The organism is Alteromonas sp. ABH4_454, assembly GCF_056311775.1.
In genome coordinates, this window is record NZ_CM149972.1 from 2043591 (window position 1) to 2058400 (window position 14810).

The 14810-nt window shown below is 44.6% G+C and carries 11 protein-coding genes and 1 pseudogene; 6 read left to right on the forward strand and 6 right to left on the reverse strand.

Annotated elements, in window-relative coordinates; all coding sequences use genetic code 11:
* Nucleotides 1-161: 161 nt before the first annotated feature.
* On the forward strand, nt 162-599 hold the full coding sequence (locus tag ACYX4W_RS08905) for a DUF2177 family protein (RefSeq protein ID WP_476075312.1): 438 nt from the start codon (nt 162-164) through the stop codon (nt 597-599).
* Here the strand turns inward: ACYX4W_RS08905 and ACYX4W_RS08910 are convergent.
* Together ACYX4W_RS08910 and ACYX4W_RS08915 are read right to left on the reverse strand one after the other, a co-directional pair.
* The gene (locus tag ACYX4W_RS08910; RefSeq protein ID WP_476075313.1) at nt 577-1740 is read right to left on the reverse strand and encodes a fatty acid desaturase family protein; all 1164 of its coding nucleotides are present in this window, start codon (nt 1738-1740) and stop codon (nt 577-579) included. The genes ACYX4W_RS08905 and ACYX4W_RS08910 overlap by 23 nt on opposite strands.
* Complete coding sequence (locus tag ACYX4W_RS08915) at nt 1737-2795, reverse strand: flavin reductase family protein (protein WP_476075314.1); 1059 nt, start codon at nt 2793-2795, stop codon at nt 1737-1739. The genes ACYX4W_RS08910 and ACYX4W_RS08915 overlap by 4 nt, the downstream gene beginning before the upstream one ends.
* Before the next feature lie 290 nt (nt 2796-3085).
* Between ACYX4W_RS08915 and ACYX4W_RS08920 the strand changes: the two are divergent.
* Nucleotides 3086-4172: pseudogene (locus ACYX4W_RS08920) on the forward strand (alkene reductase).
* A 163-nt stretch (nt 4173-4335) separates the two neighbouring features.
* Here the strand turns inward: ACYX4W_RS08920 and ACYX4W_RS08925 are convergent.
* Nucleotides 4336-4554 carry a hypothetical protein gene (locus ACYX4W_RS08925; protein ID WP_474808041.1) on the reverse strand — a complete coding sequence of 73 codons (219 nt, stop codon included), beginning with the start codon at nt 4552-4554 and terminating at the stop codon, nt 4336-4338.
* A gap of 336 nt (nt 4555-4890) precedes the next feature.
* Between ACYX4W_RS08925 and prfB the strand changes: the two genes are divergently transcribed.
* Together prfB and lysS are read left to right on the forward strand one after the other, a co-directional pair.
* A protein-coding gene (prfB, locus tag ACYX4W_RS08930; protein WP_474808039.1) for a peptide chain release factor 2 occupies nt 4891-5989 on the forward strand; the annotation gives its coding sequence in 2 pieces (ribosomal slippage) (nt 4891-4965 and nt 4967-5989; 1098 coding nt in all).
* 23 nt (nt 5990-6012) lie between these two features.
* Nucleotides 6013-7581: a lysine--tRNA ligase gene (gene lysS, locus ACYX4W_RS08935; RefSeq protein ID WP_269916047.1), complete on the forward strand. Its 1569-nt coding sequence runs from the start codon at nt 6013-6015 to the stop codon at nt 7579-7581.
* A 23-nt stretch (nt 7582-7604) separates the two neighbouring features.
* Here lysS and ACYX4W_RS08940 read toward each other — a convergent pair whose 3' ends face one another.
* Genes ACYX4W_RS08940 through ACYX4W_RS08950 form a run of 3 tightly spaced genes read right to left on the reverse strand, consistent with a single transcriptional unit; the run spans nt 7605 to nt 9920 of the window.
* Nucleotides 7605-8546, reverse strand: a complete 942-nt coding sequence (locus ACYX4W_RS08940; protein WP_476075315.1) for a ketopantoate reductase family protein — start codon at nt 8544-8546, stop codon at nt 7605-7607.
* A gap of 58 nt (nt 8547-8604) precedes the next feature.
* Nucleotides 8605-9360, reverse strand: a complete 756-nt coding sequence (locus ACYX4W_RS08945) for a pseudouridine synthase (protein ID WP_476075316.1) — start codon at nt 9358-9360, stop codon at nt 8605-8607.
* Nucleotides 9360-9920 (reverse strand): Hpt domain-containing protein, encoded by a 561-nt coding sequence (locus tag ACYX4W_RS08950; protein WP_476075317.1) that lies wholly within the window; start codon nt 9918-9920, stop codon nt 9360-9362. Before ACYX4W_RS08950 ends, ACYX4W_RS08945 begins: the two co-directional genes overlap by 1 nt.
* A gap of 336 nt (nt 9921-10256) precedes the next feature.
* Here ACYX4W_RS08950 and ACYX4W_RS08955 point away from each other — a divergent pair, with 336 nt between their 5' ends.
* Together ACYX4W_RS08955 and gshA are read left to right on the forward strand one after the other, a co-directional pair.
* Nucleotides 10257-13127, forward strand: coding sequence for a M16 family metallopeptidase (locus ACYX4W_RS08955; protein WP_476075318.1), 2871 nt, complete (start codon nt 10257-10259; stop codon nt 13125-13127).
* Nucleotides 13128-13201: 74 nt separating this feature from the next.
* A complete protein-coding gene (gene gshA / locus ACYX4W_RS08960; RefSeq protein ID WP_476075319.1) occupies nt 13202-14800 on the forward strand; it encodes a glutamate--cysteine ligase in 1599 nt (532 codons plus the stop codon).
* The last annotated feature ends 10 nt before the right edge of the window (nt 14801-14810 follow it).

The following is a 14810-nucleotide window of genomic DNA, read 5'->3' on the forward strand; positions in this document are numbered from 1 at the left end:
CGGTCTTTAAAGTTGCAGTTGCCAGTGTAAGTTTTAAGTAAAGTGATCACGCGCAGTGAATAGGTTTACCGTTTTCCCAATGCGCTAATTGTGCAACACTTACGTATTCATATTTTAAATAACTTATATCAACAATTTGCTTATTTACAGGGATAGGTTTCATGCTTTCCAACATCATTCGCTTTGCGAAAAACATCATCGTGTCGTTAATTGCTATCTTTGTGTGCTTTGGCGTACTTGATTTCTTTTGGCTTGGCGTTATCGCGGACGGCTGGTATCAAAGTGAGATGGAGCCGCTACTCAGAAGTCAATTTATCACGTGGCCTTGGGTAGTGTTTTATTTAATGTATGGATGCGTGGTGTTTGTACTTGCTGTGGTAGCGAACAGAGAGAAATCGCTACTTTATGCTGGAATAGATGGCGCGCTTTTAGGATTAGCCAGTTATGGCGCTTACAACTTAACGGCATACAGCATTATTGAAGGTTTTACATTGTTCATCATGCTGATTGATTGGGCGTGGGGCACTTGCCTAACCAGCGCGAGCGCTATGGCCGGCTGGTTAGGGTTTCAGTTTGTTAAGGGAAAGAGTAGCGAATAATTCGCTTTAACACGCTACCGTACTGTTTTAAAAAGCCTCCAGTGTTGTAGTGCATGCCGTGTTCTTTGAATACGGCCTCTACCTTTGGGGCCATTTCTCTATAGCGTCTGGCTGGGATATCTGGAAACAGGTGATGCTCAATCTGAAAGCTTAAATGCCCGGTAAGCACGTGAAACAGGTTTCCGCCTTTGATGTTAGATGAGCCTAGCGCTTGACGGTAGTACCACTGTCCTTGCGTCTCGTTAACGCAATCTTCCTCTTTGAATGTTTCTACATCGCCAGTGAAATGACCACAGAAGATGATAGTCGACGTCCACAGATTGCGCAGTAAGTTGGCAACAAGGTTGCCTGTAAGTACCCATAAAAATAGAGGGCCAGCTATCAGAGGAAATAGAACATAGTCTTTTACTAATTGACGCGCCCCTTTGCTGAAAAAGCGCTTCTTAAGCTCGCTATGGGTAACCTGATTCTTGCGGTTATCTTTCTTCTTTCCAAAAAAGACCCGCTCAGCGGCCATCTCGTGATAAGACACGCCCCACTGAAACATCACGCTAAGTACGATATAAGTTGCGAACTGCCATAAGTTTTTTACACGCCATCTGAAATCGTTAGACAGGCGAAGCAAGCCATAGCCAAAGTCTCTATCTTTGCCAATAATGTTGGTATAGGTGTGATGTTCGTAATTATGAACGCGATTCCAGCTTGCGCCATCACAGGCAATATCCCATTCATAGCCTTTCGAGTTAATATGTTTATCGTTCATCCAGTCGTACTGACCGTGCATCACGTTATGGCCAATTTCCATATTGTCGAGTATTTTAGCCGTTGCTAAGCTTAATACGCCGGCAACCCAGAGCAGCGGTTGAATGAATCCCAACATTAGGAGTATTCGGCCCCCCCATTCGCAGATACGCTGAATGAGAATAATACGTCGAATATAGGCTGCATCTTCAGCACCTACTTTCTGTTTGATATCGGCTTTGATTTCATCAAGTTGGGCGGCAAGTAGCTCGTAGTTAGGTTTCTTTTCAGTGCTCGTTGCCCCAATTACTTGAGTATTATGAGTTTCACACTCCGGTAAGCGCGCTTGTTCAATCGCCTCTTCTCGGTGTTGTTTGTCTATTGCTACGCTTGTGTTCATAGTTGAATCTCCACATCGGTAACGGCTTGTGATACACACAACTGAATAAGTTGCTCTGCGCTATCTGAAAGTTCGCCAGTACGGGTATCTCTTACCACGCCTCTTTTCTTAACACATTGGCACTGATGACAAATCCCCATTCCACAGCCATAGGTCACAGGTTGTTCTGCTTGTTGAAGCTGTGAAAGCAGGGTTTGCTGATTATCGATAGCCAAAGGTTGGCCGTTGTGAATTAAAGAGAAGATTTCGCTTTCGGTAAGGCTTGTGTTGTCCACCACAGGCAGCGCAGCGAAATGTTCGCTTGAAACAGGTGCGCTAATTGTCTTTGCATAACTTTCAGCTTGCTCGAACATGGCATGTGGGCCACACACTAACCAGTGTGCATCGGCGAAATAAGATAAATGGGCTTCTACGTCCCCATCTTTTTGCTTGGTTAAAACATCATAGGTGAAGCTTTCACAGCGTTTACTGAAGGCAGATAGCTCGTTAAGCAATACGTGTTCATTTGGCTTAGCAAAATAAAGCAAATGCACCGCTTTTTGATTTACCTGCGCATTGTTAATAGCATCGTCAAGCATGGCAATGAAAGGGGTAATGCCTGAGCCACCCGCAATCATAAGGAGAGGCTTTTGCGTTTCAGGCCATACAAACTCTCCCTTGGGGGCTGAGATATTTACCCATTGATTGGGCACACAAGCATGAAGGTAAGGCGTTAGCGCGCCCTCGGCTTTTACCTTAGTCACCAAGCGGATCTGCTTGTCTCTTTGGTAGGTATTAGCACCACTTGCTATGGTAAATACGCGGGTGGTGAGCCTGCCATTAATCTCTATGGTTAACGCGATATGCTGCCCCGCGGTATGAGTGGGCCACGAACTATCTGGCTTAAGTACCACCTCGAGCATATCCGTGCTTAAGCTGTTTACTGTTATAACTCTGGCTCTGAAATACCCATCGCGCCATGCGGGTTTAATTTGCTGAATCAGTACTTCCCAATAGCCCTTCCAAGAGCCGTGGTGGAATATGCGATCAGTAAATTTATCTAGTAATTGTCTCAATGTAGAAATCACACCTATTTAACGTCGGAATATTTTCAATACAAAAAAGGATGAAATATTTAAGCGTACAAGTGTACGCTAATTCAGCGCACAAGTGTAAGCTTAAAATTTTCTGCGTCAAGAGGTGATAGTGAATTTTTGGTGTAACGTCGTCGAAATGGGCTAATACTTTTGCGAAAAATGCAAAAGTGCTTTGTGAAAAGTACGGGTTCTGACAAAGCTAATGGGCCTCATTTATAGGGTTACATAAGATGAAACTGCAAAAGTGAAAAACTTAAAGGACCCCCATTATGAAATTATTTGAAACCGTATCGCTGGCTGGAAAAACGCTTAAAAACCGTGTTGTTATGCCACCGATGACCCGTTCCCGTTCAACCCAGCCTGGTGACGTGCCAAATGCGTTAATGGCAGATTATTACGCCCAACGCGCAAGCGCAGGGCTAATCGTAAGCGAGGGCACACAAATTTCTGCGCTAGGTAAGGGATATGCTTGGACGCCAGGTATCTATACCAAGTCCCAAATTAAAGGCTGGAAACTAGTAACAGATAAAGTACATGACGCAGGTGGTGTAATGTACGCACAACTTTGGCACGTGGGTCGTGTTTCTCATCCATCAAATACAGAAGGGCAGCAGCCTATCAGTGCATCTCCAATTCAAGCAAAAGGGGTTAAGGTATTCGTGGATGAAGATGGCAACCCTGGCTTTGTAGACTCAGTCATGCCTAGGGAAATGACCATTGACGATATAAAAGCGGTGGTTGAAGAATACCGAGTTGCTGCAAGAAACGCGGTTGATGCCGGTTTTGATGGTATTGAGACTGCATTCTGCTAATGGTTACTTGCTTAACCAGTTTATTGATTCTCAGAGTAATGCAAGAACTGATGAATACGGCGGAGGTGTACAGAACCGTATTCGATTCTTGAAAGAAGTGGTGCAGGCTGTGTCTGAGGAAATTGGCGCTGATAAAGTAGGTGTACGTCTAGCGCCCCTAACAACATTAAACGGGACGGTCGACAACAATCCGGAAGAGACCTACCTTGCAATAGCTTCAATGCTAAACAGCTTTAATGTTGGCTATATGCACATTGCAGAGGCCGACTGGGACGATGCACCGCAAATGCCGATATCCTTCAAGCAGGCTATTCGCAAAGCATTCAGCGGTATATTGATTTATGCAGGAAAGTACGACAAGGCGCGTGCCGAAAGTGCGCTGTCAGCAGGGTGGGCAGATATGATTGGTTTTGGCCGTCCTTTCGTAGCAAACCCTGATTTACCCTATCGATTAGAGAACAATCTACCGTTAAACACACATAATCCTGACACCTTGTTCGGTGGCGGTGAGAAAGGCTATACGGATTATACGTTGGCTAAATAGGCGTAAATGTAAAGGTGAGCACTACTGCGGATAAAGGGGGCGCCTTCTTTATCCGCTCTGTAACCTACCTATACGCGCTGCAATTTGTAGTTGAAAACACGTAGGTGTATTTAGTTAATTTAGGTTCGGCAGATTGCAGTGCGCTTACAATATGGCAACGCGATTAGACGTTGCGGTTTCGAAATAGCCAAGCGGCGATACCACTTCCAGCTATTAACATTGAGGTGGCCAGCCATAGTTTTGAAATAGGCGTACCATTGGGGCACTGTAGCGCCATGGTTGCGCCGGCTAAGTTCTGACAGTCAACAAGTTGGCCTAATGCCAATACTAAGAGACCGAGAAGTACTCCGATAACAGCATAAGACAAATTATTTAACGACATTCTTTTCCTATTACTTTTCCAATTATCGCTTATAACGACTTTATGGTTTGCACTGCACACTTGTGGGAAGCGAGAATGTGCTAAACCAGTGCATCGAATTAAGATGCCAGTAAGCGTTTAATGCTTTATAAGTTTAATCTTATGGGCTTTGACTGTATTACCAATGCTAGCTGCGCGCCGTTTAACGGTAATATTATTCAATTCACCTTAAGCGACTAAAAAATGTTCGCTAGCTTATGCAAAAACTAGGTCGCAATATTTGCGCCAACCCCTATCAAAATTCCTTCAAATTCGGTACTATCCGCGGTCTTAAATTTTTAACGAAATAAGCGGACTATGTTTGAAATAAACCCCGTTACTAATGCGATAAAAGATATCCGCGAGCGCACCGAAGCGCTTAGGGGGTATCTTTGACTTTGATGCAAAGTCAGAGCGTTTAGAAGAAGTTAGCCGAGAGTTAGAAAGTCCCGATGTTTGGAACGAGCCAGACAGAGCGCAGGCACTTGGCAAAGAAAAAGTGGCCCTTGAGCAAATCGTTGAAACGATCCATAAGCTCGACCAGGGAACAGAAGATGTTGAAGGTCTTGTTGAATTGGCCGTTGAAGCTGAAGATGAAGATACTTTCAACGAGGCCCAAAGTGAACTGGAAGGCTTAATTGAGCAGCTAGAAGTGCTTGAGTTTCGCCGTATGTTCTCTGGTCCAAATGATGAAAACGACTGCTACATTGATATTCAGTCGGGCTCTGGTGGTACAGAAGCGCAAGATTGGGCAAATATGTTGCTTCGCATGTATTTGCGTTGGGGTGAAGCCCACGGTTTTAAAACTGAACTTATTGAAGTATCAGACGGTGATGTAGCCGGGATTAAAAGCGCAACTTTGCGTATTCAGGGCGAATATGCATTTGGTTGGCTACGTACAGAAACTGGCGTGCACCGTTTGGTTCGTAAGTCACCGTTTGACTCGGGTAACCGCCGTCATACGTCATTTTCATCAGCGTTTGTATACCCAGAAATTGACGACGATATTGATATAGATATCAACCCGTCTGATTTACGTATAGACACCTATCGCGCATCGGGCGCGGGTGGTCAGCACGTAAACAGAACGGACTCTGCGGTACGTATTACTCACGAACCAACGGGTATTGTGGTGCAGTGTCAAAATGACCGCTCGCAGCATAAAAACAAAGATCAGGCGATGAAGCAGTTAAAAGCCAAACTTTACGAGTTTGAACTGCAAAAACAAAACGCTGAAAAACAAGCGATGGAAGACAGCAAGTCTGATATCGGCTGGGGAAGTCAAATACGCTCTTACGTACTTGACGACTCTCGCATTAAAGATTTGCGTACTGGCGTGGAAACACGTAACACTCAAGCCGTGCTAGATGGCGACTTGGACAAATTTATTGAAGCCAGCCTGAAATCTGGGCTGTAAACCGAACAACGAAGTGAAAGGTTATGACTGACCAACAAACAGACGATAACAAATTGATTGCAGAGCGCCGTGCCAAGCTAAGCGCTATTCGCGAGCAGTGCCGTGCAAACGGTTTCCCAAACAGCTTCCGTCGCGAAAACTATGCGGATGAGCTTCAAGCTAAGTTCGGTGAATTCGACAAAGAAACGCTACAAGAACAGGGTAATAAAGTAAGCATTGCTGGCCGTATCATGGCAAAGCGTGGTCCTTTCATGCTGCTTCAAGATATGACAGGCCGTATTCAAGCTTACGCTGATAAAGACACACAAAAAGCCCTTAAAGCCAAATACGGTGCACTGGATATTGGTGACATCATTGGTGTAGCGGGCGACTTGCACAAGTCAGGTAAAGGCGACCTATACGTAAACATGGAGCAATACGAGTTGCTAACAAAAGCGCTTCGTCCATTGCCAGAAAAGTTCCATGGTTTGAGCGACCAGGAAACGAAGTATCGCCAGCGTTATGTTGACCTAATTACAAGTGAACAAACGCGTAAAACCTTCATGATCCGAAGCAAGATCGTAAACGGGATTCGCAATTATCTTACCGAGCGAGACTACCTTGAAGTAGAAACGCCAATGCTACAGGTTATTCCTGGTGGCGCGACGGCGAAGCCGTTTGTAACTCACCACAATGCGCTAGACATCGATATGTACCTGCGTATCGCGCCAGAGTTATACCTTAAGCGCTTAGTGGTTGGTGGATTTGAGCGTGTGTTCGAAATCAACCGTAACTTCCGTAATGAAGGTCTATCAACCCGTCATAACCCAGAGTTTACTATGCTTGAGTTTTACCAAGCGTATGCAGACTATAACGACCTGATGAACCTTACAGAAGATATGCTGCGCACCTTGGCAGAAGATATTCTTGGAACAAGCATTATCAAAAACACAACCAAAGACGCTGAAGGTAACGTAACGTCTGAAGTTGAATACGATTTTGGTAAGCCGTTTGACCGCTTAAGCATGGGTGAAGCTATTCTTAAGTATTGGCCAGAAGCTAATGAGGAAGCTATCCGCGACCCAGAAGCTAACCTTGATGCGCTTAAAGCGATGGCGAAACAGCTTCACATCAAAGAGCCTGAAGTTGACGGTATTTGGGGTGCAGGTAAGTATCTTTGTGAAATCTTCGAAGCAACCGCTGAAGAAAAGCTTGAGCAACCTACGTTTATTACAGAATATCCGTGGGAAGTATCACCGCTTGCGCGCCGTAATGACAATAACCCATTCATTACCGACCGCTTCGAGTTCTTCGTAGGTGGACGTGAGTTGGCAAACGGCTTTAGCGAGTTGAACGACCCAGAAGACCAAGCAGAGCGCTTTGCGAAGCAGGTTGAAGAGAAAGATGCTGGTGACGATGAAGCCATGCACTTTGACGACGATTACATCCGCGCCCTTGAATACGGCTTACCACCAACAGCGGGTGAAGGTATTGGTATCGACCGTCTAGCGATGTTGTTTACCGATAGCTCAACAATTAAAGACGTTATCTTGTTCCCACACATGAAGCCTCAGGCGCCAAAAGATGGGCAAGAAGCGGGTGAGCAAGAGTAAAAACGGTTATAAAAGCTAAGGCTTTAAACACTTAGCGCTTTAATACGCTCTACCAAAAGGGTGTTCTCGGGAACGGGGATACCCTTTTTTGTTGCCATATCTACAATGTAACCGTTGATGGCGTCTATTTCTGTTTGTCTATCGTGGGTTACATCCTGATGCATGCTGGAGTAGTTTTCACCTGTTGCATTGGCTACCGACAGTACGTTTTCATGAACCATCTCTGCAGTAAAATCTAACCCGTACGCTTTTGCCACAAGCGTAAACTCATGGCATATAGCATGACGGCTTTGCTCGAATTCTGCATCAGCGATATGCTTATTTTGAATATTGTAAAGTGCTGTCAGTGGGTTTATCACCGCATTAACGGAAAGCTTCGTCCACAGTGCTTTTAAAATATCACTTCGGTACTGCACGGGCGGAAGCGCACTATTTAAAGTAGCAATTGCATTTGCAAGCAACGGTGCTACTTGTAAAAGGTTTGCAAGCTTTTGAGGTATTGGCTTAGCTAAATTAGGCGCGCCAATTTGCGTTGCGCCAACTCCAGTATACTTCACATGAAAATCGCCGCTTAATGTACTTTCTTTTAACGCACCGTGACTCGTTGTAGCAAGAAGCAGCGGATAATCGCCGCCTAAAAAATTTCGTGCAACCTCTAAACCGCCCATACCATTGTGCATCAGTACAACCGTCGGTTTTTGATTAAGGTAGGGAAGCCATTGTATTAGAGCTGCGTTAAGTTGGTACACTTTAAGTGGGAGTATTAACACGTCATCTTTTTCGAGAACGACAGGCGCTGACATAGCAGCTTTCAGTTCAATACTTTGACCATCTTGCCATTGTGCGCGAGCTGGCATAGTCCTAATATTTCTGGGGTAGCAATCATAGGGCACGCCATTTTTATGAGCGCTCGCTGCAATTAAACTCCCGATGGCACCGCCACCGACTATGTGTAGTTTTCCCATTAATATTTATCAAATGTTGTATAAGGTTACGGTTTTACTTATGTGGAACTGGCTTAACTCAACAATGCTCTTTAACAGATGCAGACATAAAGCGCGCTGGTATTGACGGCCATGGATAAGTTTCCGGCGCATTAAGTTCCTTGATCCAAGCTTGCACGTCTTCTTGGTTAATTACTTCGCCTGTATCAAAAGGGGCGGTTACCGCTAATTCACCTTTTGATAAAGGAAGGCGCAAATGCCAAGCATGAAGGTAGAGCCTGTCTGATGCCGCGCCGCCGTAAAGTGTATCACCTAAAATAGGGGCCCCAATGCTTTTAAGCGCGACTCTAATTTGATGGGTTTTCCCTGAATGAGGTTTAACGACGAAACCACGAGTGCCGGGTTTAGCAGCGCTACTGAAAAACTGAGTTATCGCTGGGCTTTCCTGAGTTTTAAGCAAAATACGCTGGCCGCCGCGACGATTTTTCATATCGCCGATTATCGTGCCCTGTTTCTTTTTAGGTTTGTTATCGCTCAAGGCTAAGTAGTATTTGCTGACCCGTCTTGATGAAAAAAGCTCGCCGATTTCTGCCGCCACTGTGGCGTTTTTAGCCAGACACAAACAACCTGAGGTACCGGTATCTAAACGGTGACAAAGGTGCAATTCTTTAACGGCGAGCTGCTTTTTTAGAACAGTAACAATGCCGTCTACCTTTCCTGGTTTGATTCCTTCAGTTGTTTCTTGTTCTACGCCAGCGTCATGCATGGCAACGCCAACAGGCTTATTAACGACAATAAGCTCAGCGTTTTCAAAGAGGATAGGGATGTGCAGCACTAGCTATTTTCTAACTCTTCGATAGCTTCTTCATAATCTAGCTCGTCAACCGCATCGATAATAGCCGTGCGTTTTTCTTGCGGTAAGGCAAGGGCGTCTAGCCATTCGTCTAACTTATCCTGCGCAATAAACTCACTGGCTTTCAGTGCCGCTAATAATTGCTTTCGAGCTTGCTCAGCGGCAGCGCCATTTGCAGGGGCAGAAGCGGTAACTTCTGGCTCTTTGATGAGCGCATCTACCGTGGTAATGGTCTCATTTAGCACAGCAACGAACGCTGGATATTCATCAGCGACTTGTCTGTCATTTCGAAAGCTGGCTTCAACCGGCTTGCTTGCGTTGTGAAGCGCAAACATACCAAGATTTCCCGTCACTCCCTTAAGGGTATGAACAAGTGAATAAGCCTCAGTGAAGTCACCCTTTGCTATATGCGCTTGTAAGTCAGCATCAAGAGAACGGTATTCCTCCGTGAACTTACCTAGTAGGGTGAACAACAGTTTTTTGTTACCACTTAACTGTGACATTCCGAAGTCTATATCAAGTACTGTTGTTGACTGATCCATACATCTATCCTTTTATTTCGCAACTTCTTTCCGGACAATTTCTAGTCCGAACGCAAACCATTTGTCAATTCATTCGTACCACTTAACGAATTCAACTGGCTAAAGCCTTTATTACTAAAGACTATGAAGTGTAAGTGTATTTCAGAAATACACAAATTAATACAATCATAGCAAAGTCGAAGCAAGTAAAGCGTTAAAAAGTCTGGTAGTCTTCGAAAATTCGCTCGCGCTTTTAAAATCGCAACTTCATTCTTGACCGTAAAGTTAAGTGGTTACGTCAAAGTGAAGTTAGAGTGAAGGCGAGTGAAAACATGTAGTAATTGAAAAGGAATCATCATGTCAGGAAAACTGACCCTTCGTACCCTCTTTATGGCCATAGGCGTCATTGCAGTATCAGCGTGTCAGCACGTGCAGGAAGAACAGGCGAATAGTAAATTAGATACCGCCGCAACTACATCAAATAGCGTATCTATTCCTTATGAAAAATATACGCTTAGTAACGGGCTGACCGTCATCCTTCACGAAGACCATTCAGATCCGCTGGTTCATGTCGATGTAACCTATCACGTCGGTTCGGCACGAGAAGAAATTGGTAAATCCGGCTTTGCTCATTTTTTCGAACACATGATGTTTCAAGGATCAAAACACGTTGCTGATGAGCAGCATTTTAAAGTTATTACAGAATCTGGCGGCAATTTAAACGGCACGACAAATACCGATCGCACTAACTACTTTGAGACTGTGCCGGCAAACCAGTTAGAAAAAGTGTTATGGCTTGAGTCTGACAGAATGGGCTACTTGCTAGAAGCCGTAGACCAAACCAAATTTGAAAATCAAAGAGAGACAGTTAAAAACGAACGCGCACAACGGGTGGACAACCAGCCTTACGGGTTGCGTTTTGAGCTTAATGGCGAAGCGCTATACCCTGAAGGTCACCCGTATTCCTGGATGACCATTGGTTATGTAGAAGACTTAGATCGGGTAGACGTAAACGACCTGAAAGCCTTCTTTAAGCGCTGGTATGGCCCTAACAATGCTGTGCTAACCATTGGGGGCGATATCGATGTAGCTAAAACTAAAGCTTGGGTGAAGAAATACTTCGGCGAAATACCAGCGGGCCCCGCAGTAGAAGAGCCTGAGCCGCAACCGGTGACATTAAACGAAACCCGTTATGTAACGTTAGAAGATAAAGTCCATCTTCCGCTTCTTCAAATAACCTACCCCACGGTATACGGTCGTCATGAAGATGAAGCGCCGCTAGATGTTTTAGCCGATATTTTAGGTGGTGGTAAAACGTCATTGTTTTATAAAAACTTAGTAAAAGAGGGTATGGCAGTGCAGGCCGTGGTGTCTCACCCTTGCCGTGAACTCGCCTGTGAATTTCAGCTACTTGCCTTGGCTAATCCTGCAAAAATCACCTCACTCTCAACACTTCAAAATGTGCTGAATGAAACACTTAAAGAGTTTGAAACAAGAGGTGTCACCACCGATGATTTGGCGCGAACAAAAGGTAAAATTGAAGCGCGTACGGTGTTTGGCTTACAAAGTGTGTCTGGCAAAGTGTCAGCCCTTGCTGCTAACGAAACTTTTTATCAAACACCCGATTTAATAGCTGAAGATATTGAGCGCTATAACGCGGTAACGGCTGAAGACATCATGCGCGTTTATAATAAGTATATTAAAGATGCCAACAGCGTAGTGCTAAGTGTAGTGCCAAAAGGGCAGGTGCAACTTGCTGCAGCCGAGCAGAATTTTGAGCGCCCGGTAAGAAATATTGAAATAGAAACCGCAGAGGTTACAGATGAGGAAGCCTTTACCAGCGCAGCATCAAGTTTCGATAGAAGCGAAATGCCAAAGGCTGGCGAGGCACCAGTTGTAGAAGTCCCTGATTATTGGGAAGCTGAACTAGCTAACGGTATAGAAATGCTTGGCGTTACCAGTACTGAAACACCAACGGTAACGTTAACCCTAGGCATGGATGGTGGCATGTTGCTAGACCCTGAAGGTAAAGCGGGAACGGCTTACCTGACGGCTTTACTTATGAACGAAACTACAAAAAATTACAGTAACGAAGAATTGGCTAACGAGCTTGCTAAGCTGGGAAGTGCTATCCGTTTCAGCACCGCTGGTAGGTATTCGCAAGTCTATGTATCAACATTAACTAAGCATTTAAATGAAACCTTTGCACTGTTAAGAGAAAAGTTGTTTAACCCAGCGTTTACGCAAGAAGACTTCAACCGCATGAAAGAGCGTGTTGTTCAGGGGCTTCAGCAGCAAGCGAGAACCCCTTCAAGCCTGGCGCGTCGTGCACGAGATCTCATCTTGTTTGGAGAAGAGAATCGCGTAAGCCTGCCTGACGAAGGTACATTAGAATCAGTACAAAACATCACGTTAGAAGACGTTAAAGCGTTTTATACCAATTATTACTCACCTGATAAAGCGAGTATTGTTGTTGTCGGTAACTTACCGAAAGATGCTATGGTGAATACTTTAGATTTCATCGGTAAGTGGCAAGGTAAAACCTATGAGTTCGCTGATTACAGTGACTTCCCTAAATATGAAGAAAATCAGATATTCCTGGTAGACAGCCCAGAAGCGGTACAGTCAGTGGTATATCTAGTTGATCGAAGCCTACCTTTTGATGCAACAGGCGATCACTTTAAGTCCCGCCTTATGAACTTTCCGTTAGGTGGGGCATTTAATAGCCGTATAAATCTTAACTTGCGAGAAGATAAAGGTTTCACCTACGGAGCAAACAGCGGCTTTGTGGGTGGTAAAACACTTGGTTGGTTTGAAGCAAGTACCGACTTAACCGCTGCCAATACAGGTGAAGGCATTTCTGAAATTCTTAAAGAGATTAATCGCTACCGCACCAAGGGAGTGAATGAAGAAGAAATAGCCTTTATGCGCAATGCCTTTACGCTAAGTGATGCGTTAGAATTTGAAACACCTGCTAGCAAAGCACGCTTTCTAAGACAGCTGCTTAGTTACGATTTGGAGAAAGGCTATCGTGAAGAGCAGCTTACTATTATCAACAATATTGATAAGGAAACGATGGATGCGTTAGCGAAGCAATATTTGAATCTCGATAAGATGCAAATTATTGTAGTAGGTGATAAAGCTAAAATTTTGCCTCAGTTAAACGCGCTATCGATGCCAATTATCGAGTTGTCAGTAGAGAGTAACACCCGAGAAACGTTAAACTGATAGATTGATTTTTGTTGAATTTACACTATTGCCCCCCATAACAGGGGGCAATATTGACATAACGGACCACCATTTTGACTGTAGACTCATCCCGTTTTGAAGCGCGTATTGCTGCGCTTAAGTCACCCGAGTTCTTAGCTGCGCTAAAAGACATTAAGCGCGGAGTAGAGCGTGAAGCCCTTCGCATAAACCCAAATGGTACGTTGGCACAAACGCCTCATCCTAAAACATTGGGTTCAGCGCTGACTCACGATTCAATAACTACAGACTTTTCTGAGTCGCTGCTTGAGTTTATTACGCCGCCAGAAAACAGTTCTGCCAAAACGATTTCTCAGTTAAAAGATATCCATAGGTTTGTTATTGATAACATTGGCGACGAGCAAATATGGCCGCTAAGCATGCCGTGTTTTATCGAAGATGAAGCCGATATTCCCATTGCTTACTTTGGTGAGTCAAATGTAGGAAAAATGAAACGGGTGTACCGTATTGGCCTTAAAAATCGTTACGGCAGTATGATGCAGGCTATCGCAGGCGTTCATTTTAACTTTTCTCTACCAGATAGCTTTTGGAAACTATGGGCTGAATTGAACGGTAAAGAGCATTCGCAAGACCAGGTTTCAGCAGATTATTTTGGGTTAATTCGCAACTATCGCCGTCTATGCTGGCTCATTCCTTATCTCTACGGCGCGTCTCCAGCACTTTGTGGTTCGTTCCTAAAAGGTAAAAAGCACGCTTTGCCGTTTAAGAAAGTGGGCAAAGGTACGGTGTATATGCCCCATGCCACGTGTCTTCGAATGAGTGATTTGGGCTATACCAGTGCAGAGCAGTCTTCGCTTAAAATCTGTTACAACCAGTTGGATAATTACGTCAAGCTGTTGCGGGATGCCATGAATACACCGTCTACGCGCTTCAGCCAATTTGCGGCTGGGGATGAGGGCAATTATCAGCAACTTAGCCGTAATATCATTCAGATTGAAAATGAACTCTACTCGCCTATACGACCAAAGCAGCCTACCAAGTCAATGGAAAAGCCAACAGACGCCTTGGTTCGCCGCGGTATCAATTACATTGAAGTGCGTGCGCTAGACGTTAATCCGTTTTCCGCAGTGGGTATTTCACAGACCCAGTTTGATTTCTTAGATGTATTTTTAGTTGCGTGTTTACTAATGCCAAGTGCTGAGCTCGACGAAACTCAACTTAACGAAGCAAAAGAAAACATGAATCGAGTAGTACTAGAAGGGAGAAACCCAGACCTAGTGCTACAAAATGGTGGTGTGGATATCACGTTACCTCAATGGTGTACTTCGCTGTTTGAGTCTTTCAAGCAGGCCGGTGAATTACTTGATATGGCTAACGATACTTCTCGCTACGGTGAAGCAGTAAAAACTGAGTTTGCCAAAGTACAAGACCCTGAGTTAACGCCGTCAGGCAAACTGCTTTCTATGCTTTTAGAAGACGACAAAGACAATGGGGTGCTAGGGTTAGAACTTGCACAAGCTTATCAATCTGAGATGAAGTCTTTTGAATACACGGATACGGATGCTGCTGGATTTGCTGCCCAAGCTGACGTGTCGTTTGCTGCTCAAAAAGAAATAGAAGCGGCTGACGTGAAAGACTTCGATACATTCATACGTGATTATTTCGCTGAAGCCCCAGCAAAAAAAAATGCCTGACATAGGTCAG